We start from the raw sequence: 25,012 nt of genomic DNA, 5'->3' as shown, positions 1-25,012 counted from the left end.
ACGAATAGACGGATATTTTCATCGGACATGCCACCGTGAACGAAACGACCGACGCTCCGCAAAGCCCCGCTGAAATGCGCCGCACCGTGCTGTACCTGACTCTCGCCCAAGTACCTGAAGGCTGCGTAATCAGCTACGGGGAGCTGGCACACCTCGCCGGTTTGGGTCGTGCCGCACGCTGGGTAGGGCGCACCCTGAGCCAACTGCCCGAGGGCACCAAACTGCCCTGGCACCGCGTGTTGGGTGCCGGTGGTCGGATAAGTCTGCCGGTGGGCAGTGCTTCAGGTGACGAGCAACGCGCGCGTTTACGCGCCGAAGGTGTCAGCATCCTGAACAATCGTGTTGATATTCAGCGTCATGGCTGGCGCCCGGTAGAGCACAGCGGTTAGAGTGCGCGCTTTATTTGCGTAATTCTGAGGCAGACTCCAGCCCATGCCCCGTAAAACCTGGCGCGCCGCGCTCGCCGCCTATGCCAGCCCCTCGACGTTAGTACTGCTGTTGCTCGGCTTTGCTGCCGGCATGCCTTACATGTTGGTGTTCTCGACGCTCTCGGTGTGGTTGCGTGAGGCCGGTGTGGCCCGCGAAACCATCGGTTACGCGAGCCTGATCGGCCTGGCCTATGCCTTCAAGTGGGTCTGGTCGCCCTTGCTTGACCAATGGCGCCTGCCACTGCTCGGCAAGCTCGGACGGCGTCGATCCTGGTTAGTCTTGTCCCAGACGCTGGTTATCCTTGGATTGATCGGCATGGGCTTTTGCGATCCGCAAAAGCACCTGTCCTGGCTGATCGCTATCGCGGTAATCGTCGCCTTCGCTTCCGCCACCCAAGACATCGCCGTAGACGCCTACCGCCTGGAAATCGCCGACGACAGCCGCCAGGCTGCGCTGGCCGCCAGCTATATGTCCGGCTATCGAATTGCGGCCCTGCTGGCGACGGCCGGCGCACTGTTTTTCGCTGAAGGCTTTGGCTCCACCGGCTTCAATTACAAGCACTCGGCATGGACCGGCACCTACGTGCTGTTTGGGGTGCTGATGGTGCCCGCGCTGCTGACCACGCTGCTGATGCGCGAGCCTAATGTGCCATTGCGCACCCAACTGCAGGCCGGGCGCTACAGCTTTGCTCACCAGTTAGTCTCGGTGTTCGTGTTGATCGTGCTGCTGGTCTCGGTACCGGCGATGTTCACCCAGCTGTACAACACTGACTTCGCCAGCGTGCTGTTCCAGGGCGTGAGCCTGCTGGATCTGCTGCTGGAAGACCGCGCGTTCCTGCGGGCCATCCTCTATATCATCCTTACCACCCTGTGCCTGTCGACCATGGGCCGCCGGGGCCTGGCGCCGGTGCTCACACCGGTCAACGACTTTATCCTGCGCTACCGCTGGCAGGCCCTGCTGCTGTTGGGGCTGATTGCCACCTATCGCATGTCGGACACGGTAATGGGCGTCATGGCCAACGTGTTCTATATCGACCAGGGTTTCACCAAGGACCAGATCGCCGGCGTCAGCAAGATCTTCGGCCTGATCATGACCCTGTTGGGTGCCGGCATGGGCGGCCTGCTGATCGTGCGTTTCGGGATCCTGCCGATCCTGTTTATCGGCGGCATTGCATCGGCCGGCACTAACCTGCTGTTCGTGATGCTCGCCGACATGGGCCCGGACCTGCAGATGCTGATTTTCACCATCTCCCTGGATAACTTCAGTTCCGGCATGGCGACCTCGGCGTTTGTCGCGTACCTGTCGAGCCTGACCAACCTGAAGTTCTCCGCCACCCAATACGCGTTGCTCAGCTCGATCATGTTGCTGCTGCCACGTTTGATCGGCGGGTATTCGGGGGTGATGGTCGAGAAGTTCGGCTACCACAACTTCTTCCTGATCACCTGCCTGCTGGGTGTGCCGACGCTGCTCCTGATTGCCTTGCACTGGTTCCAGGAAAGCCGGCGGATTCGGTTGAATCCTCCCGAGGACACCTCCCCGCTGTAGGAGCAAGCTTGCTCGCGAAGCACTCACAGGCACCGCGTTTATCCCGGTTTCCCGTGTAATCGTTGACGATCTTCGCGAGCCAGCTCGCTCCTACAGACAGCTCTGCATCCTGATGCCTGTACGTCGGCGGCAAGCGCCCGTACAATCCAACGTCATTTCAAGTCCAAGCAACCGACAACGGCCTACCATGCGCACCAGTCAATATTTGCTCGCCACACAGAAAGAAACGCCTTCCGACGCGGTCGTGATCAGCCACCAGCTGATGCTGCGCGCCGGCATGATCCGCAAACTGGCCTCGGGCCTGTACACCTGGCTGCCCATGGGCTTGAAGGTGATGCGCAAGGTCGAAGCCATCGTTCGTGAAGAAATGAACGCTGCCGGCTCTCTGGAAGTGTTGATGCCGAGCACCCAACCGGCTGAGCTGTGGCAGGAATCCGGGCGCTGGGAAGAGTACGGCCCTGAATTGCTGCGCTTCAAGGACCGTCACGGCCGCGACTTCTGCGCCGGCCCGACCCACGAAGAAGTGATCACCGACCTGATGCGCAACGAGTTGAGCAGCTATAAACAGCTGCCCCTCAACCTGTATCAGATCCAGACCAAATTCCGTGACGAAATCCGCCCACGCTTCGGTTTGATGCGCGGCCGCGAATTCATCATGAAGGACGCCTATTCGTTCCACGCTGACCAGGCGTCCCTGCAAGTCACCTACGACCGCATGCACACTGCCTACTGCAACGTGTTCACCCGCCTGGGCCTGAAATTCCGTCCGGTTGAAGCGGACAACGGTTCCATCGGCGGTGCCGGCTCCCACGAATTCCACGTGCTGGCCGAATCCGGTGAAGACGACATCGTGTTCAGCAACGGTTCCGACTACGCGGCGAACATCGAGAAAGCCGAAGCCGTGCCACGGGAAACCTCCCGCCCAGCGCCAAGCGAAGAGCTGCGCCTGGTGGACACGCCCGAGACCAAGACCATCGCGGCCCTGGTGGAGAAATTCAATCTGCCGATTGAAAAGACCATCAAGACCCTGATCGTGCGCGCCGAGGAAGAAGGCAAGCTGATCGCCCTGGTGATCCGCGGCGACCACGAACTTAACGAAATCAAAGCCGCCCAGCAGCCAGGCGTTGCCAGCCCGCTGGTCATGGCCACCGACTCAGAACTGCGCGACGCCATTGGCGCCGGCGCTGGCTCCCTCGGCCCGCTGAACCTGCCGTTGCCAATCATCATCGACCGTTCGGTTGAGCTGATGAGCGACTTCGGCATCGGTGCGAACATTGATGACAAGCACTACTTCGGCGTGAACTGGGAGCGTGACCTGCCGGTTCCGACCGTGGCCGACCTGCGCAACGTGGTTGCCGGCGACCCGAGCCCGGACGGCAAGGGCACCCTGGAAATCAAGCGCGGTATCGAAGTCGGGCACATCTTCCAGCTGGGCAACAAGTACAGCAAGGCGATGAAGTGCGAAGTGCTGGGCGAGAACGGCAAGCCGATCACCCTGGAAATGGGCTGCTACGGCATTGGTGTTTCCCGTGTGGTTGCCGCTGCCATCGAGCAGAACAACGACGAGAAAGGCATCATCTGGAGCGACGCCCTGGCGCCGTTCCAAGTTGCCCTGGTACCGCTGCGCTACGAAACCGAGCAAGTACGCGAAGCCACCGACAAACTGTATGCCGAACTCACGGCTGCCGGTTTTGAAGTGCTGCTGGATGATCGGGACAAGAAAACCAGCCCGGGCATCAAATTCGCCGACATGGAACTGATTGGCATCCCGCACCGGATCGTGGTCAGTGACCGCGGCCTGGCCGATGGCAATCTGGAATACAAGAGCCGGACCGAAGCCGAAGCCCAACCGTTGCCGGTGGCTGACGTGCTGTCTTTCCTTCAGGCGCGTATTCGTCGCTGAAAACCAGATCAAGAGTCGTCATGTTCAAGCGAAACACCATAGCCCTGGGGGGCGCCACGTTATGTGGCGCCCTGCTGGTCAGCGGCTGCGCCAACCAAATGTCGCAACGCAGCGAGCACGAGGAACGTATCGAGCGCAAATTGCTCGATCACAGCCTGCAGATCGACGTGGGCGAACCCAAGGTGCTGGAGCTGCCGCAACGCCGGGTTCGCATTCACGAGCAAAAGACCTTTGAGGTCACCGAATTCGAAGTCACCCGTCGTTACGACCGCTACACGCCCTACCAGCCTTGGCGCAAACTCTATGAGATGCCCCTTGGCGCGGTCGCGCTCGTGGCGGGCGTCGGCGCCAACGTGGCGAATATCTTTGCCCTGGGCAACTTGCCTACCAGCGTGACCCGTGACTGGCTCAGCTACGGCGTGGACGGGATCAACCCGTTCATGAACGTGCAATCCCATGGTCGGGCGCAACAGAACCTGGCGGGCATCGATGAAGTCCAGCGCGACAAGCGCGTGGAGTATTCGAGCCTGCCCTGGAGCGAGCGCCCGGTACAGGTGACGGCTGGCAAGCAAACCCATGAACTGACCACCGACCGTAACGGCGTGCTGCGCCTGAACCTGCTGGACAGCCCGTTTGCCGAGCAGGACCTGAACCGCATCAGCATCCTGAAAATCAGCGTTGAAGATGCCCAAGATGACGTGCACTCGGACTCATCCCTGGCCGTCAGCAGCAGCCTGCGCAGCAAATTGCTCGAAGCTCACGGGTTGATCTACGACGACCTCGAAGACGATGAAGTCAACGAGTGGGTGCACCGGGTCAAGCGCCTCTCGGAGTTGGGCCTGGAAGAAGAAGCCAGCGAGCTGGAACAAAGTCTGATCGAACTGACCCGCAATGATCCGGAGTTGCAGCAGGAATTTTTGCAGGCATTGACCAAGGATGCAGGTCGGCTGGTGGCGGATCCCGGGGCACGCTGAAGCCGTTAAATGTGGGAGCGGGCTTGCTCGCGAATGCGGTGTGCCAGTTGATGCATGTGCTGGCTGACACGCCGCATTCGCGAGCAAGCCCGCTCCCACATTTGGTTTCCGGTTTCTACCAGGGAAATTGGAGCTGCTCGTTGCCGCTGCTCAAATCCAGCAAACGCACACCTATTCCCAGCAATCGCACCGGCTTGCCGCCGCGATTGAACGCCTGGGTCAGCAACTGCCGGTAACTCTCCAGATCCCGCCCTGCCCCAGCCTGCTCCAGGGTGGTTTGGGTAAAGTCGTGGAACTTCACTTTGACGAACGGCTTGCCCGCCCGGTAGCTGCTGTCGATGCGCGCCATGCGCCCGGCCAGGGTGTCCATCAGTTCAGGCAGTTTTTCCAGGCAACTGGGCAAGTCCGGCAGGTCGACATCGTAGGTGTTTTCCACGCTGATGGATTGCCGGCGGCTGTCGTTCTGTACCACACGGTCATCGATCCCGCGGGCCAGGCTCCAAAGCCGCTCGCCGAAGCTGCCAAATTCACGCACCAGGGCCAGCTTGTTCCACTCTCGCAGTTGCAGGCAATCTTCGATCCCCAGCCGCGTCAGCTTGTCGGCCGTTACCTTGCCCACGCCGTGGAGCTTTTTCACCGGCAACGCGGAGACAAAGTCTTCCACCTGATCGGGGGTGATCACAAACAGCCCGTTGGGCTTTTTCCAGTCGCTGGCGATCTTGGCGAGAAACTTGTTCGGCGCCACGCCCGCAGAAACGGTGATATGCAATTGGTTGGAGACCCGCCGGCGAATGTCCTGGGCAATGCGCGTGGCGCTGCCGCCGAAATGCGGGCTGTCGGAGACGTCGAGGTAGGCTTCGTCCAAGGATAACGGTTCGATCAGGTCGGTGTAGTCGCGAAAGATCGTCTGGATTTCCTTGGAGGCTTCTTTATAGGCATCCATGCGCGGTTTGACGATGGTCAGGTCCGGGCACAGCTTCAACGCGTGACGGGATGACATGGCCGAACGCACACCGTAGGCCCGCGCCTCATAGTTGCAGGTGGCGATCACGCCGCGTCGATCTGCCGAGCCACCGACCGCCAGGGGCTTTTGCGCCAGGGTCGGGTCGTCGCGCATCTCGATGGCGGCGTAGAAGCAATCACAGTCGACGTGGATGATTTTGCGCTGCGTCATATATAAGGCAGTGATTCTGGGCAGAAAACGAACAGGCGGGCAGTATCTCACTCACACCTGTATATAGCACCAGTAGTTTGAATCTTCCGCCTAAGCGGTAGGAAAATTCGTAGATGAATTCATTTTCTCAATCGAAACACACCCCCCAATAGAGCTGAAAGCCTCGGCCAGACTGGCCCCGCGGCCTATCAAGGGGCCACCTTGGAGAGCTAACCGATTGAACCACAAGCGCTTTTCTTTGAATCAGCGGTTGACACACTCGCGTTCCTCTGTAGAATGCCGACACACAGACGCGGGATGGAGCAGTCTGGTAGCTCGTCGGGCTCATAACCCGAAGGTCGTCGGTTCAAATCCGGCTCCCGCAACCAAACATCAAAAAAGGCTACTCGAAAGAGTGGCCTTTTTTGTGCCTGTCTGTTTTAGCCCCTCTTTTCGATTGTCTGACAAAAATCCTTTCCCAATCGCGCACTTACCGCACGCGCGTGACAATCCGATGCTAATTTGCACTTATTTGACCCATCGTTCGATTAACGGTTGACACCCCGCCGTTGCTCTGTAGAATGCCGCCACACAGACGCGGGATGGAGCAGTCTGGTAGCTCGTCGGGCTCATAACCCGAAGGTCGTCGGTTCAAATCCGGCTCCCGCAACCAAACATCAAAAAAGGCTGCTCGAAAGAGTGGCCTTTTTTGTATCTGACGAAAAAGTCCTTTTGAAACAATGGCATGGCATCTTTCATGAAACCGTACACGGTTTGTAGAGTCCATCTCATTGCAAGCTATGCTAAGTCTTCAAGCACTGTCCTTCTACGACCAATGGGCGCTGTCGCCGCACTTCGCGATACGCGTTAATATTTGTAATTATTTTGTCCATAGGGATTGGTAACTTGGCTGGATACCTCCATCCTGTCGCGCACAATCCACGAGGTGATTGATGCGCGCCAACTCGTCTGAACCACAAGACTCTGTCACAGCGACACAACCGATCACTCCCACCCGTTTGCGCTGGCTGGATCTGTTGAGCAAGTACCGCCAACCCATCGGATTGGCCGTCACCTTGTTGCTGTTCGCAATCGCCCTTATCGCCTGTCGCCACCTGCTGCTTGAGCTGGACCTGTACGCGCTCCACGATTCGATCCTGGAGGTGCCGAAGCCTGCCCTGCTGGGCGCATTCGGTGCCGCTGTCGCCGGCTTTATCATTCTGTTGGGCTATGAATTTTCCGGCGCCCGCTATGCCGGCGTGAAACTGCCTGCCAAGACCCTGGCCTACGGCGGCTTTACCGCTTTCGCCATCGGCAATGCGATTGGCCTGTCGATGCTCTCGGGCGGTTCGGTACGCTACCGTTTATATGCACGGTACGGCATCGGCGCCTCCGAAGTGGCCCGCATGACCGTGTTTGCCAGCCTGGCCCTGGGTTGCGCCCTGCCCCCACTGGCTGCCCTGGCCACCCTGAGCAACTTGCCCGCTGCGTCCAACGCGCTGCATTTACCCGCGAGCCTGCTGGGTGGTGTCGCAGGCGCCGTGCTGTTGTTGACGGTGGCACTGTGCATCGGCATCTATCGTCGCCGCCTGCCGGAACAACCGTATCCGGACAACCTGCTGGTCAAGGCTGGGCGCCGCACCTTGCGCCTGCCGGGCCGTCGCCTGACCTTTCTGCAACTGATCATCACCGCCCTTGACGTCGCCGCTGCCGCCACCGTGTTGTATATGCTGCTGCCGGAAGCGCCACCCTTTGGCCCGTTCCTGCTGGTGTACCTGTTGGCCCTGGCCGCCGGCGTACTCAGCCATGTCCCGGGCGGCGTCGGGGTGTTCGAAGCGATCCTGCTGGCTGCCTTCGCCGACAAGCTCGGTGCCGCGCCACTGGCGGCCGCACTGCTGCTGTACCGGATGATCTATGTGGTGCTGCCGCTGTTGATCGCTTGTGTGTTCCTGCTGGTCAATGAAGCCCAGCGCCTGTTCCATACGCAACAAAGCCTGCGGGCGGCCTCGGGCCTTGCTGCACCGATCCTGGCCGTACTGGTTTTTTTGTCAGGCGTGGTCCTGCTGTTTTCCGGCGCAACCCCGGAAATCGACTCACGCCTGGAAAACATCGGCTTCCTGATTCCTCATCGCCTGATTGACGCTTCGCACTTCGGTGCCAGCCTGATCGGCGTGCTTTGCCTGCTCTTGGCCCAGGGCCTGCGTCGCCGGTTGTCCGCCGCGTGGATGCTGACCATGGTGCTGCTGCTGACGGGCGCCCTGCTCTCCTTGCTCAAGGGTTTCGACTGGGAAGAAGCCAGCCTGATGACCATGACGGCGGTGCTGCTGGCAATCTTCCGACGCTCGTTCTATCGCGCCAGCCGCCTGACCGAACTGCCGTTCTCGCCGCTGTATCTTGTTGCCAGCGTGTGCGTACTCGGTGCGTCGATCTGGCTGCTGTTGTTCGCCTACCAGGACGTGCCCTACAGCCATCAGCTGTGGTGGCAGTTCACCCTCGACGCCAACGCCCCACGTGGCCTGCGCTCGCTGCTGGGCGCTGCCGTGGTGCTGGTGGTGGTCTCGCTGACCTGGCTGCTGCGTACCGCGCGCCCGATCATCCACCTGCCGACACCCGAAGAGCTGGAGCGCGCCACCAAGATCCTGATGAACTCGGCGCAACCCGACGGCGGCCTGGCCCTGACCGGCGACAAAGCCCTGCTGTTTCACCCCAACGACGAAGCGTTCCTGATGTACGCTCGTCGCGGCCGCAGCCTGGTGGCCTTGTATGACCCGATCGGCCCGACCCTGCAACGGGCCGAGATGATCTGGCAGTTCCGTGACCTGTGCGACATTCACCACGCGCGCCCGGTGTTCTACCAGGTGCGAGCGGAGAACCTGCCGTACTACATGGACATCGGCCTCACCGCGATCAAATTGGGTGAAGAAGCCCGGGTCGACCTGAAGCGCTTTGACCTGGAAGCCAAGGGCAAAGAGATGAAGGACCTGCGCTACACCTGGAACCGCGGGACCCGAGACGGCCTGTCCCTGGAGATCCACGAACCCGGCCAGGCGCCGATGGAGGAGCTGAAAGTCATCTCCGACGCGTGGCTGACCGGCAAGAACGTACGGGAAAAAGGCTTTTCCCTGGGACGATTCAGCGACGACTACCTCAAGCACTTTCGGATTGCGATCATTCGCTTCGAAGGGCGCCCGGTAGCGTTTGCGAACCTGCTTGAGACCTACAGCCATGACCTGGCCAGTCTCGACCTGATGCGTGCGCACCCGGACGCGCCGAAACTGACCATGGAATTCATGATGGTCGGCCTGATTCAACATTATAAGAACCATGGCTACGCCCGCTTCAGCCTCGGCATGGTGCCGTTGTCGGGCCTGCAACCACGACGTGGCGCCCCGCTGACCCAACGCCTGGGCTCGATGGTGTTCCGCCGTGGCGAGCAACTGTATAACTTCCAAGGCTTGCGCCGCTTCAAAGACAAGTTCCAGCCTGACTGGGAACCCCGTTATATGGCCGTGCCCGCAGGACTTGATCCGCTGGTGGCACTGGCCGACACCGCCGCCCTGATTGCGGGCGGCTTGACTGGATTGGTGAAACGCTGATGATTCGACGCTCCTGGCGGTATGTATTGGCATTTTTGGTGGTACTGGCACTGATCCTTGGTGGCGGCTACTGGTACTGGAACCGCCCTGCACCGCAACCGACTCTGGAACAACTGCCACAGGCTGACGGCTCGGTCCTGACCCGCGTAACCCCGGGCACCGCGCCCAAGGCACGTGTAGCCGTGGCCGTGCTGGCCGATGAAACCCTGACCGACAGCCAACTGATCGCCCTCAGCCAGGGCGGCGCAGCGCAGATCGTCCAGGTGGTCCTGCCCAAGGACGACTGCAAGTTGCAGGAACAAGCCCTGCAAACCGCCCTGGGCCAGCTTGCCGGCCCGGCGACCCTGGTCAGCGGCATCGGCCCTGGCGCAGCCCTGGCCTGGCGCTGGCTGGCCGCGCAGAACGACGACAAGGCGAATGCCATTTCCGTCGGCTTCGCGCTGGCACAACCTGGCTGCAACGACCCGCTGCCGAAAACCTCGGCCCACGGCAACTGGCTGGTGGCCTGGAACGATAACCCTGACGATGATGCCGCCAGTTTCGTACGCGACACGCCGCGCGCCACCACCAGCATCAGCGACTATGACGTTCACTACCCGCAAGTGCTGAACAACGAGCTGCGCAAGCAACTGGTGGGTTCGGACAACGGTGGCCTGGCAATCCCGGTGGTCGAAGTGCCGGCTGGCCAGGCCAAGGACACCGTCACCCTGTTCCTCTCCGGTGACGGCGGCTGGCGTGACCTGGACCGTGACGTGGCCGGTGAAATGGCCAAGATCGGCTACCCGGTGGTCGGCATTGACACCCTGCGCTACTACTGGCAGCACAAGTCTCCGGAACAAAGCGCCAAGGATCTCGCCGAGCTGATGCAGCACTACCGGCAGAAATGGGGCACCAAGCGCTTCGTGCTGACCGGTTACTCGTTCGGCGCCGACGTGTTGCCGGCCATCTACAACCGCCTGCCGGAAAACGAGCAGCAGCGTGTAGACGCAATCATTCTGCTGGCCTTCGCCCGCACCGGCAGCTTTGAGATCGAAGTGGAAGGCTGGTTGGGCAACGCCGGCAAAGAAGCGGCTACCGGCCCGGAAATGGCCAAGCTGCCAGCCGACAAGGTGGTGTGCATCTACGGTGCCGAAGAAGTCGACGAGAGTGGCTGCACCGACAAGACGGCAGTCGGTGAAGCCGTGAAGCTGCCTGGCGGCCATCACTTCGACGAGAACTACCCGGCGCTGGCCAAGCGTTTGGTCGATATCATCGAGAAGCGCCAGGGCAAAACCCCGGCCGAATAAGCGCCCACAAAAAAGCCCCCGCTGCCGCAAGGCACCGGGGGCTTTTTGTTGGGCTTACATTTCTACCTGGGTACCGAGCTCGATCACCCGGTTAACCGGCAGCTTGAAGAAGCGCAGGTTGCCGTTGGCGTTCTTGAGCATGAAGGCGAACAACCCTTCACGCCAGCGCGCCATGCCTTTGATGCGGGAGGCGATCACGGTTTCGCGGCTGAGGAAGTAGGTGGTGCGCATCGGGCTGAAGTCCAGGTCATCCAGATGGCACAGCTTCAGCGCCTCGGGCACGTCCGGCTCGTCGGTAAAGCCGAAGTGCAGGATCACGCGAAAGAAGCCTTCGCCGTAGGAATCCACCTCAAAACGGCGCGAGACGGGCACCCGCGGGATGTCTTCGTAGACCACCGTCAACAGCACCACTTGCTCGTGCAAGACCTGGTTATGCAGCAGGTTGTGCAACAGCGCGTGGGGCACGGCATCGGGCCGCGCGGTGAGGAATACCGCAGTGCCCTGCACGCGGTGAGGCGGCTGCACGCGGATACTGCTGATAAAGATCGGCAACGGCAGGCCACCCTCGTCGAGGCGGTCCACCAGCAGCTGCTTGCCGCGCTTCCATGTGGTCATCAGCACGAACAGCACAATCCCCGCGAGTACCGGGAAGGCGCCGCCCTGGACGACCTTCGGCACGTTGGCCGCAAAGTACAGCCCATCCACCAACAGGCAGCAGACCAGGACCGGCACTGCCAATATCGGTGGCCATTTCCACAGCAGCAGCATGACTGCCGATACCAGGATGGTGGTCATCAGCATGGTACCGGTCACCGCCACACCGTAAGCCGATGCCAGTGCGTTGGAGGACTCGAAACCCAGCACCAGCAGGATCACGCCGACCATCAGCGACCAGTTCACCGCGCCGATGTAGATCTGGCCCTGTTCGGCACTGGAAGTGTGCTGGATGTGCATGCGGGGGATGTAACCCAGCTGGATCGCCTGGCGGGTCAGGGAGAACGCGCCGGAGATCACCGCCTGGGACGCGATCACCGTGGCCAGGGTGGACAACACCACCAGCGGGATCAGCGCCCAACTCGGCGCCAGCAGGTAGAACGGGTTGCGCGCAGCTTCAGGATCGCCGAGCAGCAGGGCGCCCTGGCCGAAATAATTGAGCACCAGCGCCGGCAACACCAGAATGAACCAGGCGCGGGCAATGGGCTTACGGCCGAAGTGGCCCATGTCGGCGTACAGCGCCTCGGCACCGGTCAACGCCAGCACCACCGCGCCAAGGATGGCCACGCCGATGCCCGGGTGAGCCTCAAAGAAACGCACGCCCCACATCGGGTTCATGGCGTTGAGTACCTCCGGATGCTGGGTGATGCCGTAGGCGCCGAGGCCGCCCAGCACCAGGAACCAGGTCACCATCACCGGCCCGAACAACTTGCCGATGCGATCGGTGCCATGCTTCTGGATCAGGAACAAGGCCACCAACACGACAAGAGCGATCGGCACGACCCACTTTTCCAGACCATCGAACGCCAGCTCCAGACCTTCCACCGCCGATAACACGGAAATCGCCGGGGTGATCATGCTGTCGCCGTAGAACAGCGCCGCGCCGCACAGGCCACATACCACCAGGAAACTGCGCAATCGCTTGCGCTCACCTGCCGCCCGTCGCGCCAACGCGGTCAAGGCCATGATGCCGCCTTCACCCTGGTTATCGGCCCGCAGCACGAACAGCATGTATTTGATCGATACCACCCAGATCAGCGACCAGAAGATCAGCGCCAGGATCCCCAGCACACCGTCATGGTTGACCTGAACCCCATAACCACCGGTAAACACCTCTTTAAGGGTGTAGAGCGGGCTGGTGCCGATATCGCCGTAAACCACTCCCACTGCCGCCACCAGCATGCCGATCGGCTTTGAGTTGGACTGCTCGGCACCTGCTGCCTGACTACTTGCCTGACCCATCAACCACTCCTGCCCTTTGACCTGCGGTCTTTTATAAACAGCGCGCCTGCTGCGGGCGCCTATGCTGTCCACAGCATGCGCTGTTTTACTTCTCGTTACAGACGATTTATTGACCGAGGAAATTCACTCAGGTGCAACGGCGCGAAGCATAGCGCAGCACTCGTCGTATTTCCCTGCATAAAGCTGGTCAAGAGCGATTCCCGTCGATAGAATTGCGCACTTTTTGATCAGAGGCACACCAAGTGCCCGTCCGCCGCCTTTCGTGCACGACTGGTGGCGTCATTCAATACCGAGGTTAGACATGTCCACCACCATCGCAAAAGCCAACCCCAAGGTCGGCTTTGTATCCCTGGGTTGCCCAAAGGCTCTGGTCGACTCCGAACGCATCCTTACCCAACTGCGCATGGAAGGTTATGACGTCGTGTCCACCTACCAGGACGCGGACGTGGTGGTGGTCAACACCTGTGGCTTCATTGACTCGGCCAAGGCTGAGTCCCTGGAAGTGATCGGCGAAGCCATCAAGGAAAACGGCAAGGTGATCGTCACCGGCTGCATGGGCGTGGAAGAAGGCGCCATCCGCAACGTGCACCCGAGCGTGCTGGCCGTAACCGGCCCGCAGCAGTACGAGCAAGTGGTCAACGCCGTGCACGACGTAGTGCCGCCGCGCCAGGACCACAACCCGCTGATCGACCTGGTACCGCCGCAAGGCATCAAGCTGACTCCGCGCCACTACGCCTACCTGAAGATTTCCGAAGGCTGCAACCACAGCTGCAGCTTCTGCATCATCCCGTCGATGCGCGGCAAGCTGGTGAGCCGCCCGGTGGGCGACGTGCTGGACGAGGCCCAGCGCCTGGTCAAATCCGGCGTGAAAGAGCTGCTGGTGATCTCCCAGGACACCAGCGCCTACGGCGTCGACGTCAAATACCGCACCGGTTTCTGGAACGGCGCGCCGGTGAAAACCCGCATGACCGAACTCTGCGAAGCCCTGAGCAGCCTCGGCGTTTGGGTGCGCCTGCACTACGTTTACCCGTACCCGCACGTTGACGAGCTGATCCCGCTGATGGCTGCCGGCAAGATCCTGCCGTACCTGGACATCCCGTTCCAGCACGCCAGCCCGAAGATCCTCAAGGCCATGAAACGCCCGGCCTTCGAAGACAAGACCCTGGCGCGCATCAAGAACTGGCGCGAGATCTGCCCGGAACTGATCATCCGTTCCACCTTTATCGTTGGCTTCCCCGGCGAAACCGAAGAAGACTTCCAGTACCTGCTGGACTGGCTGACCGAGGCCCAGCTGGACCGCGTCGGCTGCTTCCAGTACTCCCCGGTGGAAGGTGCTCCGGCCAACCTGCTGGACGCTGCCATCGTGCCGGACGACGTCAAGCAGGACCGTTGGGAGCGCTTCATGGCGCACCAGCAGGCCATCAGCTCGGCGCGCCTGCAACTGCGCATCGGCCGTGAGATCGAAGTGCTGATCGACGAAGTCGACGAACAAGGCGCGGTTGGCCGTTGCTTCTTCGATGCGCCGGAAATCGACGGCAACGTGTTCATCGACGATGCCAGCGGCTTGAAGCCTGGCGACAAGGTCTGGTGCACCGTGACCGACGCCGACGAGTACGACCTGTGGGCTGAAAAGCGCGCATAAGATGTAAAGAATTGAAAAAGCCCTGCTTCTGGACAAGATGCGGGGCTTTTTTAGGTCTATCGTTTGGCCCATCAGCGCAAAACATCAGCAAGGGGCAGCGGGCATGCGCCAGCATTCGGTTATCCATACACCCAAATCCAGCGACTATCAGGAACTGACCCGCATCTGGGAGGCGTCGGTGCGGGCCACCCATGACTTCCTGCCGGACAGTTACATCGAGTTGCTGAAAAACCTGGTGCTGACCCGCTACCTCGACGCGGTGATGCTGATCTGCACCAAGGACGCGCGCCAACGCATCACCGGGTTTGCCGGCGTGGCGGCGGGCAAGGTCGAGATGCTGTTTATCGACCCCGAGCACCGTGGCCAGGGCCTGGGCCGGCAATTGCTGCGCTATGCCATCGAGTCCATGAACGCCGACCAACTCGACGTCAACGAACAGAACCCACAGGCCCTGGGCTTTTACTTCAAGCAAGGCTTCGAGGTGATCGGACGCACGGACCACGACGGCATGGGCCAGCCTTATCCGTTGCTGCACATGCGTTTGCGCCAGGCCCAGCAACAGGCACGTCGCGGCTAAATGAAATGGAGCCGGGATTAACCGGCGCCACACAGGTACAATAGCCGCCCCCTTTTGTTTCGGCCCTTGTCATGACTGAACCCCTACGCCTCTCCAAACGCCTCATCGAACTGGTCGGTTGCTCCCGTCGGGAGGCTGAGCTGTTCATCGAAGGCGGCTGGGTCACGGTGGACGGCGAAGTGATCGACGAACCGCAGTTCAAGGTCACCACCCAGAAGGTCGAGCTTGACCCTGAGGCCAAGGCCACTGCGCCGGAGCCGGTGACCATCCTGTTCCACGCGCCTGCCGGTGTGGATGCCGAGACGGCCATGGCGTCGATCAACGCCGAGACCCTGTCGGAAGAACACCGCTTCAGCAAACGCCCGCTCAAAGGCCACTTCCTGCGCCTGACCGCCAGCAGCGACCTGCAAGCCAAGGCCAGCGGCCTGTTGGTGTTCACCCAGGACTGGAAGATCCTGCGCAAGCTGACGGCTGACGCGAACAAGATCGAACAGGAATACGTGGTGGAAGTGTCCGGCGACATGGTCGCCCACGGCCTGAACCGCCTCAACCACGGCCTGACCTACAAAGGCAAGGAATTGCCGGCGGTGAAAGCCAGCTGGCAGAACGAGAACCGCCTGCGCTTTGCGTTGAAAAACCCGCAACCGGGTGTGATTGCCTTGTTCTGCGAAGCCGTTGGCCTGAAAGTCGTCGCCATTCGACGCATCCGCATTGGCGGAGTCTCCATCGGCAAAGTGCCGGTAGGCCAATGGCGCTATCTGTCCGGCAAAGAAAAGTTCTAAGACTTTTTTCGCCGCCGAATCTCTCGACACCGCCTGCCTGGGCGGTGTCCACAGTTGAATGACCAGGATTGCCCACCATGATTCACAACGACGTACTGCGCAGCGTGCGCTACATGCTCGACATCAGCGATAACAAGATGGTCGAGATCATCAAGCTCGGCGGCATGGAAGTCACCAAGGACGACCTGCTGACCTACCTCAAGAAAGACGAGGAAGAAGGCTTCGTGTTCTGCCCTGATGAAGTCATGGCGCATTTCCTCGATGGTTTGGTGATCTTCAAGCGCGGCAAGGACGAAACCCGTCCACCGCAGCCAATCGAACTGCCGGTGACCAACAACATCGTCCTGAAGAAACTGCGCGTGGCCTTCGAACTGAAAGAAGACGACATGCACGCGATCCTCAAGGCTTCGGAGTTTCCGGTGTCCAAGCCTGAGCTGAGCGCGCTGTTCCGCAAGTTCGGCCACACCAACTACCGCACCTGTGGTGACCAGCTGTTGCGCAACTTCCTCAAGGGCCTGACCCTGCGCGTTCGCGCCTAAGCCCGTGAGCTACAGCGTCTCGCCCATCGGCTTTGTCCGCTCCTGCTTCAAGGAGAAGTTCGCCATCCCGCGCCAGCCACAACTGGCGCCTGCCGCCCGGGGCGTGCTCGAACTGGTGGCGCCGTTCGACCAGGGCGAGGCGGTGCAGGGTTTGGAGCAGGTCAGCCATGTTTGGCTGCTGTTCCTGTTCCACCAGGCACTGGAAGACAAGCCCCGCCTGAAAGTGCGCCCGCCGCGCCTGGGCGGCAACACGTCCATGGGCGTATTCGCCACCCGCGCGACTCACCGACCGAATGGCATTGGCCAATCGGTGGTCAAGCTGGACAAGGTGGAGGCCGGCCGTCTGTGGATATCCGGCATCGACCTGCTGGATGGCACACCGATTCTCGACATCAAGCCGTACGTGCCGTACGCGGACATCGTTGACACCGCGACCAACAGCATCGCCAGCGCTGCGCCACCGCTGATTCCCGTGCAGTGGCTGAAGACTGCGCTGCAACAGGCTGAAGGCCACGCTCAGCGCCTTGGCGAGCCATTGGTGGCGTTGATCGAGCAGTGCCTGGCGCAGGATCCAAGGCCGGCGTACCAGACGCCGGGGCCGGAGCGGGAATACGGGGCGCAGTTCTGGGATGTGGATGTGCGCTGGCACTATCCCGAAGCCGGGATGATTTGTGTGCTGGAAGTGATTGCCGCCAAGTAAATCCCGAAAACGAAAAAGCCCGCGCTGCCTCTACAGGCAGCGCGGGCTTTTCTTTGGTGACTCAGTCACCTGTAGGAGCGAGCTTGCTCGCGAAGAACGCAAGTACACCGCGCTAATCCAGGATACCCGCGTTATCGTTAACGTTTTTCGCGAGCAAGCTCGCTCCTACAAGTGACCCACGGTCACTTCTCGACGAACGCACGCTCGATCAGATAGTCGCCCGGCTCACGCATACGCGGGGAGACCTTCAAACCAAAGCTGTTCAGCACTTCGCTGGTTTCATCCAGCATGCTCGGGCTGCCGCACAGCATGGCGCGGTCGTCTTCAGGATTGATCGGCGGCAGGCCGATGTCACTGAACAGCTTGCCGCTGCGCATCAGGTCGGTCAGGCGGCCTTCGTTTTCGAACGGCTCGCGGGTCACGGTCGGGTAGTAGATCAACTTGTCACGCAGGGCCTCGCCGAAGAACTCGTTCTGCGGCAGGTGCTCGGTGATGAACTCGCGGTAGGCGACTTCGTTGACGTAACGCACGCCGTGGCACAGGATCACTTTTTCGAAACGCTCGTAGGTTTCCGGGTCCTGGATCACGCTCATGAACGGCGCCAGGCCAGTACCCGTGCTGAGCAGGTACAGGTGTTTGCCCGGCTTCAAATCGTCAAGCACCAGAGTGCCCGTCGGTTTTTTGCTGATGATGATCTCGTCGCCTTCCTTCAAGTGCTGCAACTGGGAAGTCAGCGGGCCATCGGGCACCTTGATGCTGAAGAACTCCAGATGCTCTTCCCAGTTCGGGCTGGCAATGGAGTAAGCGCGCATGAGCGGGCGGCCATTAGGCTGTTGCAGGCCGATCATCACGAACTGACCGTTCTCGAAGCGCAGGCCCGGATCGCGGGTGCACTTGAAGCTGAACAGAGTGTCGTTCCAGTGATGAACACTGAGGACACGCTCGTGGTTCATGTTGCTCATGTACGGGGGACTCCTGGAAATGGGTCTGCGCCAAATGATGGATGCGCAATTGCACAGCATTCTAATGGCGGCGACAATATCTGTTAACTGGATTATTAAGATAAGGGTTATCGGTTATATCGATATGCGATTTACTCTACGTCAACTGCAAGTCTTCGTCGCCGTCGCCCAGCAGGAAAGCGTCTCGCGCGCTGCTGGCCTTCTGGCCTTATCTCAATCCGCCGCCAGCACCTCGATTACCGAGCTGGAGCGCCAATCCAGCTGCCAATTATTCGACCGCGCCGGTAAACGCCTGAGCCTCAACGCCCTCGGGCATCAGCTATTGCCCCAGGCCGTGGCGCTGCTGGACCAGGCCAAGGAGATCGAGGACCTGCTCAACGGCAAGTCGGGCTTCGGCTCCCTGGCCGTCGGCGCGACCCTGACCATCGGCAATTACCTGGCCACGCTGCTGATCGGCAGCTTCATGCAGCAGCATCCCGAGAGCCAGGTGAAGCTGCATGTGCAGAACACTGCGCATATCGTGCATCAGGTGGCGCACTACGAAATTGATCTGGGTCTAATCGAGGGCGACTGCAGCCACCCGGACATCGAGGTGCAAACCTGGGTGGAAGACGAGTTGGTGGTGTTCTGTGCGCCCCAGCATCATCTGGCCAAGCGCGGCCAGGCCACCATGGAAGAGTTGACCCATGAAGCGTGGATCCTGCGGGAACAAGGCTCCGGTACGCGCCTGACCTTTGACCAGGCCATGCGGCATCACCGCAGCGCGCTGAATATCCGCCTGGAGCTGGAACACACCGAGGCGATCAAGCGGGCAGTGGAATCAGGATTGGGGATTGGCTGCATTTCCCGGCTGGCGCTGCGCGACGCCTTCCGGCGCGGCAGCCTGGTACCGGTGGAAACCCCGGACCTGGATCTGGCCCGGCAGTTCTACTTCATCTGGCACAAGCAGAAGTACCAGACCTCGGCCATGCGCGAATTCCTCGAGCTGTGCCGTTCCTTTACCGCCGGGGTGCAGCGCAGCGACGAGATTGTACTGCCGACCATTGCCTAGATCAGGATCACAGCCCACACCAGGGTAATCATGGTCAGCGCGACGAACTGCGCGGCGCTGCCCATGTCCTTGGCGTTTTTCGACAAGGGGTGCAGGTCCAGGGAAATCCGGTCGATCGCCGCTTCGACGGCGGAATTGAGCAACTCGACGATCAACGCCAGCAGGCACACGGCAATCAGCAGCGCCCGCTCTACTCGGCTTACATTCAGGAAGAAACTCAGCGGGATCAGGATGACATTGAGCAACACCAACTGACGAAAAGCCGCCTCGCCGGTGAATGCCGCACGCAGGCCATCCAGGGAATATCCCCCTGCGTTAAAGATACGTTTGATACCGGTTTGACCTTTGAAAGGCGACATAGAGTTAGGCAACTGAGCAAAAAGGTGTGGGGAAACTAGAGCACGCAAAGTCAAAAAAACGTGAATGAACAGTGTCTTAATGCTGCGAAATTGACTCAAGTTGTTGCAAGAGCAGCGCCGCCTGGGTCCGCGTACGCACGCCCAGCTTGCGGAAAATCGCCGTGACGTGGGCCTTGATGGTCGCTTCCGACACACTCAACTCGTAGGCAATCTGTTTGTTCAACAGACCTTCGCAGACCATGGTCAATACGCGGAACTGCTGGGGCGTCAGGCTGGCCAGGCCATCACGGGCGGCCTTGGCTTCGTCGGAAACATTGATCTCTTCAAAGGCTTGCGGCGGCCAGGAGACATCGCCATCCAACACCGTGCGCACGGCTTTCTGGATATCTTCCATGGAGCTGGACTTGGGAATGAAACCGCTGGCACCGAACTCCTTGGAGCGCACCACTACCGAAGCCTCTTCCTGCGCCGACACCATCACCACCGGAATTTGCGGGTATTGCCCGCGCAACAGCACCAGCCCGGAAAAACCGTAGGCACCCGGCATATTCAGGTCCAGCAGGACCAGGTCCCAGTCGGATTTTTCGGTAAGGCGGGTTTCCAGCTCGGCAATGCTGGCGACTTCGACGAGGCGTACATCCGGCCCCAAGCCCAGCGTGACCGCCTGATGCAGCGCGCTGCGAAACAGCGGGTGATCATCGGCAATCAGGATTTCGTATGTGGCCATTGATTAAATGATCCTGTTTTTTATGGGGGCACTGATGGGTTCAGTGCTCGCCAACACGCAAGGTGGCTGCCAGGCCAGCAGTCACCAAAGGGCGCGCTCAACGTCAAAAGACGACGTATCCAATCTGTGACAACGCCCCAATCGGCGCCAAGCATGCCCAGCGTAGCCTGGGTGGTCAAGCGCTACGCCCGTGGCCATTCTAGCGGGCTGCGCGTTTGCGCGGCCATCATGCAAAGGTCGGCTGGCCATGACGCCTATAGATAAGGTGCAAGACGAGTATGGACGACATCGGCCGGGTCCAACGCCAATTGAAACTTGGCGGCCAGGTAGTGGGTGCTGAACACGTCCAGATAGGCGTCGAGTACTTCGCTGGCCGCGTGATCCTCAGCGAGCTCCAGACACAGGGCCGCCACTTCGGCGGTACAGAAATGATCATCACGCTTGGAGCGGCGCAGTTTGTAGCGCGAGAGTTGCTCGGGAGCCAGGCTCAGCACCGGCAAGTGCTCCAGGTATGGGCTCTTGCGGAACATCTTGCGCGCCTCACTCCAGGTACCGTCCAGCAGAATGAACAGCGGGCGCTTGCCCTCTTCCAGGCTGACCTGGTTGACCACCCGCTCCGGCGCCACGAATTCGCCAGGAAAGACGATGTAGGGCTGCCATTGCGGATCGGCCAGCAAGGCGAGCAACTCAGGCTCGACTTCAGTCCGCGACCAGGGGAATGCGCTAGTGTCGTTGATCACATCGGCAATCAGCCAGCCGGTGTTACTGGGCTTCATCGGCTCTACGTCATGCATCAGCAGGCACATGCCGGATTTGGCCTGGACCTTGGGCCGCCAGGCGCACAGGCAATATTCGGGAATCACCCGGCAGCCGGGACAGCGCTCAGCACGGGAGCCTCGAGCAACAAACGGCTTGACGGCGCGGGCCAGGCGCTGAGTGCGCAAACGGGAGACGGCATGGCTCATCGGGTGCGCCGCTGCATGAATGTGGAAATCGACACGGATAGAACTCGGGAAGGAAAGTTACCGCAGTTTACCAGAGGCGCCCTCGCCTACCTGCACTTCCCCGCAATAGGCTGGCCGTAGTGGCAGGCGGTCACCTATAATCCCGCGCCACTGAACGCACAGCGCAGTGGCTGGTCTATGCACCAGTAACCGAATCAGGAGAGTTTCATGCTGCGTCTTATGCCACGCCTTGTAGTTCCGTCCGTCGCCCTTGCGTTGGTATTGCCTCTGGGCGCCCAAGCAGCCTCGTTGCTGGAGGCTCAACTGAACAGGAAGCTGCAAAGCGTCGCAGAGGAAACCAACAAGAACCTGCCTCGGGAAATTGACGATAAAACCCTGGAAGTCGCCTACACCGTTGAAGGCCTGCAGCTGATTGATCATCTCAGCGTACTGCCAGACCGCGCCGAGCAAATGCGCGCCAACCCCAAGGCTGTGTACTTCCAGCTGGGTCAAAGCGTGTGCCTGAACGCGGGTTATCGCGAGCTGATGGCCAAGGGCGCGATCATGCGCTATGAAATCACCGAGAACAAAACCAACCGCCCGGTGGCTTCGGTGAAGTTCCAGGAAGCAGATTGCCCGGCGCCGGCTGCGGCGAAGAAGAGAAAGTAAGCGATGCTCCCTGTCGCGCGCCGCTGATCAGCGGCGCGCAATATGCCCACCGAACCATCCGCAAGTGCCTGTTCACGGCAACGTCTAAACTCCCTCAGAAGTGATCAATAAGCGGTTGCCAGCCAAGACTTTATAGGCTCATGATCAATTCATGCTGAAAGCTTGGAGCATCGGGTTTTCACACCGTTCTGTAACATTTTCAGGGCAAAAGAGGGTTGCCCTCCTGTGCGTGCAGTGCAAAGGTTTTTAAACATAAGGAACATACAGAACCGGTTTCGCCCACCTCGTTAATCAGAGGCAGCGACACATGCAGTGTCGTGGTCCCGACGAATTTCTCGCCGGCACCCAGGGTTCTGTGAAGAAGGAGAAGTTGAATGCCTTACGAACCGAATGAACTCCTGATCCGTCAATTTGAAGAAAACGGCACCGACCTCACGCAGCAGGTCGACGCGCAACTCCACCTGATTGCGCCCAACAGCCCGAATATCCCCCTTTATCGCGACATGATCTTCACCGTGTTGCGCATGGCCCAGGACGACCGCAGTCGCTGGAATGCCAAGATCACCTTGCAGGCCATCCACGAACTGGACCACGCTTTCCGGGTGCTTGAACAGTTCAAAGGCCGACGCAAAGTCACGGTGTTCGGTTCGGCGCGCACGCCGGTGGAAAGCCCGCTGTATGCCTTGGCCCGGGAAGTGGGCGCGGTCCTCGCCCGCTCGGACCTGATGGTGATTACCGGCGGTGGCGGCGGCATCATGGCGGCGGCCCATGAAGGGGCTGGCCTGCAACACAGCCTGGGATTCAACATCACCCTGCCCTTTGAACAGCACGCCAACCCGACCATCGATGGCACCGAGAACCTGCTGTCTTTCCACTTCTTCTTTACCCGCAAGCTGTTCTTCGTCAAGGAAGCCGACGCCTTGATCCTGTGCCCCGGCGGTTTCGGCACCCTGGATGAAGCGCTCGAAGTGCTGACCCTGATCCAGACCGGCAAAAGCCCGCTGGTTCCAGTGGTACTGCTGGATGCACCGGGTGGCAGCTTCTGGCAAGGCGCACTGGACTTTATCCGCAGCCAGCTTGAAGCCAATCGCTACATCCTGCCCACCGACCTCAAGCTGGTCCGCCTGGTGTACAACGCTGAAGAGGCGGTGGAAGAGATCAATCAGTTCTATGCGAACTTCCACTCCACTCGTTGGTTGAAGCGCCAATTTGTGATTCGCATGCATCATCCGTTGAGTGACCCCGCACTGGCCCATCTGCAGGAGGCATTTGCCAGTCTTCGCCTCAGTGGCGACTTCCAACAAATTCCGTACACCGGCGAGGAGCATGACGAGCCAAGCTTCAGCCATCTGACGCGGCTGGTATTCAACTTCAACGGGCGCGATCAGGGCCGCTTGCGGGAATTGGTGGATTACATCAACTTGCCGGAAAACTGGGCCGAGGCTCAGGGAAAAACGCAGCAGCGGGTGACGGAGACGGCGTGACCTGACAGTGAAACGAAAAAAGGCCCGCTATTTTCATAGCGGGCCTTTTGGGTTGTGTCAGGTAGAACGATGCGCAGGTTGGGGCCGCTGCGCAGCCCAGCGGGAGCAAGCTCCCTCGCCACACCAAGCCCCACGATAATCAGAGCAACCATTTACCAGGCGCAGCCTTCAGTCATCCATATCCCGACCGCTCAACAGGCGGCTGATCATCTCCATCGAAAACCCCCGATAACTCAGGAAGCGACCTTGCTTCGCCCGCTCCCGCGCATCAATGGGCAGATGACCGGCAAACTTGCGACGCCAGGTATCTTCCAATTGTGCCTGCCAGTTGATACCGCACTCACGCAAGGCGAGCTCGATATCAGCACGTTGCAGGCCACGCTGACTTAGCTCTTCACGAATTCGCGCAGGGCCATAGCCGGATCGAGCTCGGTAGGACACAAAACTTTCGAGGTAACGGGATTCCGACAGCAGCCCTTCTTCCGTCAAACGGTCAAGGGCTGCGTCGATCATCTCAGGATCTGCGCCGCGCTGACGCAGTTTACGCGTCAGCTCGACTCGACCATGCTCGCGTCGTGCGAGCAGGTCCATTGCAGTGCGCCTTACGGCGACGGGTGTATCGAGGACAACGCTCATCGTTTGCTTCAGATGTCAGTGTCGACTTCTTCTACTTCTTCAACCGGCTCGCGGTTGGCGGCGGCCTTGACGTCAGGTGCCGGGGTCAACAGCTTGTCGCGGATCTGCTTCTCGAGCGTAGCGGCAACATCCGGGTTATCCGCAAGGAACTTGGCCGAGTTGGCCTTGCCCTGGCCGATCTTGCTGCCGTTGTAGGCATACCAGGCACCGGACTTCTCAACGAAGCCGTGCAGCACGCCCAGGTCGATCATCTCGCCGTTCAGGTAGATACCCTTGCCGTAGAGAATCTGGAACTCGGCCTGACGGAACGGCGGAGCTACCTTGTTCTTCACGACTTTAACGCGGGTTTCGCTACCGACAACCTCGTCACCTTCCTTCACCGCGCCAGTACGGCGGATGTCCAGACGGACCGAAGCGTAGAACTTCAGCGCGTTACCACCGGTGGTGGTTTCCGGGCTGCCGAACATCACGCCGATCTTCATCCGGATCTGGTTGATGAAGATCACCAGGCAGTTGGCGTTCTTGATGTTACCGGTGATTTTACGCAGGGCCTGGGACATCAGGCGGGCTTGCAGGCCCACGTGCATGTCACCCATTTCGCCTTCGATCTCAGCCTTCGGAACCAGGGCTGCCACGGAGTCGACCACGATCACGTCGATGGCGTTGGAGCGCACCAGCATGTCGGTGATTTCCAGCGCTTGCTCACCGGTGTCCGGTTGCGAAACCAGCAGGTCGTCAACGTTGACGCCCAGTTTGCCGGCGTATTCTGGATCCAGGGCGTGCTCGGCATCGACGAACGCACAAGTGGCGCCCATCTTTTGTGCCTGGGCAATCACCGACAGGGTCAGGGTGGTTTTACCGGAAGATTCAGGACCGTAGATTTCAACGATACGGCCTTTTGGCAGGCCGCCAATGCCGAGCGCGATATCCAGACCCAGAGAGCCAGTAGAGATAGCCGGGATCGCCTGACGGTCGTGATCGCCCATACGCATTACGGCACCCTTGCCGAATTGACGTTCGATCTGACCCAGGGCCGCAGCCAAGGCTTTCTTCTTGTTGTCGTCCATTAAAGTCCTCACGTAATCAATAAGGCCTGGC

22 protein-coding genes and 2 tRNA genes are annotated in these 25,012 nt (G+C 60.2%); 16 read left to right on the top strand and 8 right to left on the bottom strand.

The features are described from left to right. The first annotated feature begins 74 nt into the window (after positions 1-74). The 4 genes from ACUN0G_RS19665 to ACUN0G_RS19650 all read left to right on the top strand — a co-directional run bounded on the left by ACUN0G_RS19665 (position 75) and on the right by ACUN0G_RS19650 (position 4,851). Positions 75-389 carry an MGMT family protein gene (locus tag ACUN0G_RS19665; protein ID WP_421552285.1) on the top strand — a complete coding sequence of 105 codons (315 nt, stop codon included), beginning with the start codon at positions 75-77 and terminating at the stop codon, positions 387-389. Positions 390-432: 43 nt separating this feature from the next. Continuing rightward, entirely contained in the window at positions 433-1,974 is a 1,542-nt protein-coding gene (locus ACUN0G_RS19660; RefSeq protein WP_258347562.1) for an AmpG family muropeptide MFS transporter, read from the top strand. Between the two features lie 187 nt (positions 1,975-2,161). After that, positions 2,162-3,877 (top strand): proline--tRNA ligase, encoded by a 1,716-nt coding sequence (locus ACUN0G_RS19655; protein ID WP_003208614.1) that lies wholly within the window; start codon positions 2,162-2,164, stop codon positions 3,875-3,877. A gap of 20 nt (positions 3,878-3,897) precedes the next feature. Next, entirely contained in the window at positions 3,898-4,851 is a 954-nt protein-coding gene (locus ACUN0G_RS19650) for a hypothetical protein (protein WP_258347563.1), read from the top strand. A 115-nt stretch (positions 4,852-4,966) separates the two neighbouring features. Here the strand turns inward: ACUN0G_RS19650 and dinB are convergent, their stop codons facing one another. After that, positions 4,967-6,025, bottom strand: coding sequence for a DNA polymerase IV (gene dinB, locus ACUN0G_RS19645; protein WP_076015374.1), 1,059 nt, complete (start codon positions 6,023-6,025; stop codon positions 4,967-4,969). A gap of 291 nt (positions 6,026-6,316) precedes the next feature. Here dinB and ACUN0G_RS19640 point away from each other — a divergent pair. The 4 genes from ACUN0G_RS19640 (at position 6,317) to ACUN0G_RS19625 (ending at position 10,886) form a co-directional block, all read left to right on the top strand. Continuing rightward, positions 6,317-6,393, top strand: a tRNA-Met gene (locus tag ACUN0G_RS19640). 207 nt (positions 6,394-6,600) lie between these two features. Further along, positions 6,601-6,677: transfer RNA gene (locus tag ACUN0G_RS19635), tRNA-Met, on the top strand. A 280-nt stretch (positions 6,678-6,957) separates the two neighbouring features. After that, positions 6,958-9,600 (top strand): bifunctional lysylphosphatidylglycerol flippase/synthetase MprF, encoded by a 2,643-nt coding sequence (mprF, locus tag ACUN0G_RS19630; protein WP_258347565.1) that lies wholly within the window; start codon positions 6,958-6,960, stop codon positions 9,598-9,600. Further along, on the top strand, positions 9,600-10,886 hold the full coding sequence (locus ACUN0G_RS19625) for a virulence factor family protein (protein WP_258347567.1): 1,287 nt from the start codon (positions 9,600-9,602) through the stop codon (positions 10,884-10,886). The genes mprF and ACUN0G_RS19625 overlap by 1 nt, the downstream gene beginning before the upstream one ends. A gap of 54 nt (positions 10,887-10,940) precedes the next feature. On the opposite strand, the gene ACUN0G_RS19620 is transcribed toward ACUN0G_RS19625, so the two are convergent. Beyond that, on the bottom strand, positions 10,941-12,842 hold the full coding sequence (locus tag ACUN0G_RS19620) for a potassium transporter Kup (RefSeq protein WP_445574078.1): 1,902 nt from the start codon (positions 12,840-12,842) through the stop codon (positions 10,941-10,943). A 301-nt stretch (positions 12,843-13,143) separates the two neighbouring features. Here ACUN0G_RS19620 and rimO point away from each other — a divergent pair, with 301 nt between their 5' ends. The 5 genes from rimO to tsaA all read left to right on the top strand — a co-directional run bounded on the left by rimO (position 13,144) and on the right by tsaA (position 17,082). Continuing rightward, positions 13,144-14,484, top strand: a complete 1,341-nt coding sequence (rimO, locus tag ACUN0G_RS19615) for a 30S ribosomal protein S12 methylthiotransferase RimO (protein ID WP_445574077.1) — start codon at positions 13,144-13,146, stop codon at positions 14,482-14,484. 103 nt (positions 14,485-14,587) lie between these two features. Beyond that, positions 14,588-15,061, top strand: coding sequence for a GNAT family N-acetyltransferase (locus ACUN0G_RS19610; RefSeq protein ID WP_258347570.1), 474 nt, complete (start codon positions 14,588-14,590; stop codon positions 15,059-15,061). Positions 15,062-15,132: 71 nt separating this feature from the next. After that, positions 15,133-15,843: an rRNA pseudouridine synthase gene (locus ACUN0G_RS19605; RefSeq protein ID WP_003208627.1), complete on the top strand. Its 711-nt coding sequence runs from the start codon at positions 15,133-15,135 to the stop codon at positions 15,841-15,843. A 77-nt stretch (positions 15,844-15,920) separates the two neighbouring features. Next, positions 15,921-16,382 (top strand): YehS family protein, encoded by a 462-nt coding sequence (locus tag ACUN0G_RS19600; protein ID WP_258347572.1) that lies wholly within the window; start codon positions 15,921-15,923, stop codon positions 16,380-16,382. A gap of 4 nt (positions 16,383-16,386) precedes the next feature. Next, the gene (tsaA, locus tag ACUN0G_RS19595) at positions 16,387-17,082 is read left to right on the top strand and encodes a tRNA (N6-threonylcarbamoyladenosine(37)-N6)-methyltransferase TrmO (protein WP_421524956.1); all 696 of its coding nucleotides are present in this window, start codon (positions 16,387-16,389) and stop codon (positions 17,080-17,082) included. 182 nt (positions 17,083-17,264) lie between these two features. Here tsaA and fpr read toward each other — a convergent pair whose 3' ends face one another. Further along, positions 17,265-18,044, bottom strand: a complete 780-nt coding sequence (gene fpr, locus ACUN0G_RS19590) for a ferredoxin-NADP reductase (RefSeq protein WP_003189055.1) — start codon at positions 18,042-18,044, stop codon at positions 17,265-17,267. 124 nt (positions 18,045-18,168) lie between these two features. Here fpr and ACUN0G_RS19585 point away from each other — a divergent pair, with 124 nt between their 5' ends. Beyond that, the gene (locus tag ACUN0G_RS19585; protein ID WP_003208633.1) at positions 18,169-19,095 is read left to right on the top strand and encodes a LysR family transcriptional regulator; all 927 of its coding nucleotides are present in this window, start codon (positions 18,169-18,171) and stop codon (positions 19,093-19,095) included. Here ACUN0G_RS19585 and ACUN0G_RS19580 read toward each other — a convergent pair. From ACUN0G_RS19580 to ACUN0G_RS19570, 3 genes are all read right to left on the bottom strand, one after another. Beyond that, positions 19,092-19,454, bottom strand: a complete 363-nt coding sequence (locus ACUN0G_RS19580) for a diacylglycerol kinase (protein WP_003208635.1) — start codon at positions 19,452-19,454, stop codon at positions 19,092-19,094. The genes ACUN0G_RS19585 and ACUN0G_RS19580 overlap by 4 nt on opposite strands. Positions 19,455-19,530: 76 nt before the next feature. Continuing rightward, the gene (gene erdR, locus ACUN0G_RS19575) at positions 19,531-20,181 is read right to left on the bottom strand and encodes a response regulator transcription factor ErdR (RefSeq protein ID WP_003208636.1); all 651 of its coding nucleotides are present in this window, start codon (positions 20,179-20,181) and stop codon (positions 19,531-19,533) included. Between the two features lie 254 nt (positions 20,182-20,435). Continuing rightward, positions 20,436-21,146, bottom strand: coding sequence for a tRNA-uridine aminocarboxypropyltransferase (locus tag ACUN0G_RS19570; protein WP_445574076.1), 711 nt, complete (start codon positions 21,144-21,146; stop codon positions 20,436-20,438). A gap of 207 nt (positions 21,147-21,353) precedes the next feature. Here ACUN0G_RS19570 and ACUN0G_RS19565 point away from each other — a divergent pair, with 207 nt between their 5' ends. Continuing rightward, positions 21,354-21,794: a PA3611 family quorum-sensing-regulated virulence factor gene (locus tag ACUN0G_RS19565; protein ID WP_445574075.1), complete on the top strand. Its 441-nt coding sequence runs from the start codon at positions 21,354-21,356 to the stop codon at positions 21,792-21,794. A 374-nt stretch (positions 21,795-22,168) separates the two neighbouring features. Further along, on the top strand, positions 22,169-23,278 hold the full coding sequence (locus ACUN0G_RS19560) for an LOG family protein (protein WP_258347579.1): 1,110 nt from the start codon (positions 22,169-22,171) through the stop codon (positions 23,276-23,278). A 168-nt stretch (positions 23,279-23,446) separates the two neighbouring features. On the opposite strand, the gene recX is transcribed toward ACUN0G_RS19560, so the two are convergent. Beyond that, the gene (recX, locus tag ACUN0G_RS19555) at positions 23,447-23,914 is read right to left on the bottom strand and encodes a recombination regulator RecX (RefSeq protein ID WP_063027502.1); all 468 of its coding nucleotides are present in this window, start codon (positions 23,912-23,914) and stop codon (positions 23,447-23,449) included. Between the two features lie 8 nt (positions 23,915-23,922). After that, the gene (gene recA, locus ACUN0G_RS19550) at positions 23,923-24,981 is read right to left on the bottom strand and encodes a recombinase RecA (RefSeq protein WP_003208645.1); all 1,059 of its coding nucleotides are present in this window, start codon (positions 24,979-24,981) and stop codon (positions 23,923-23,925) included. Between the last annotated feature and the right edge of the window lie 31 nt (positions 24,982-25,012).

This window comes from Pseudomonas sp. 32A (genome assembly GCF_052682255.1).
This window is presented reverse-complemented; position numbering and strand designations above follow the sequence as displayed.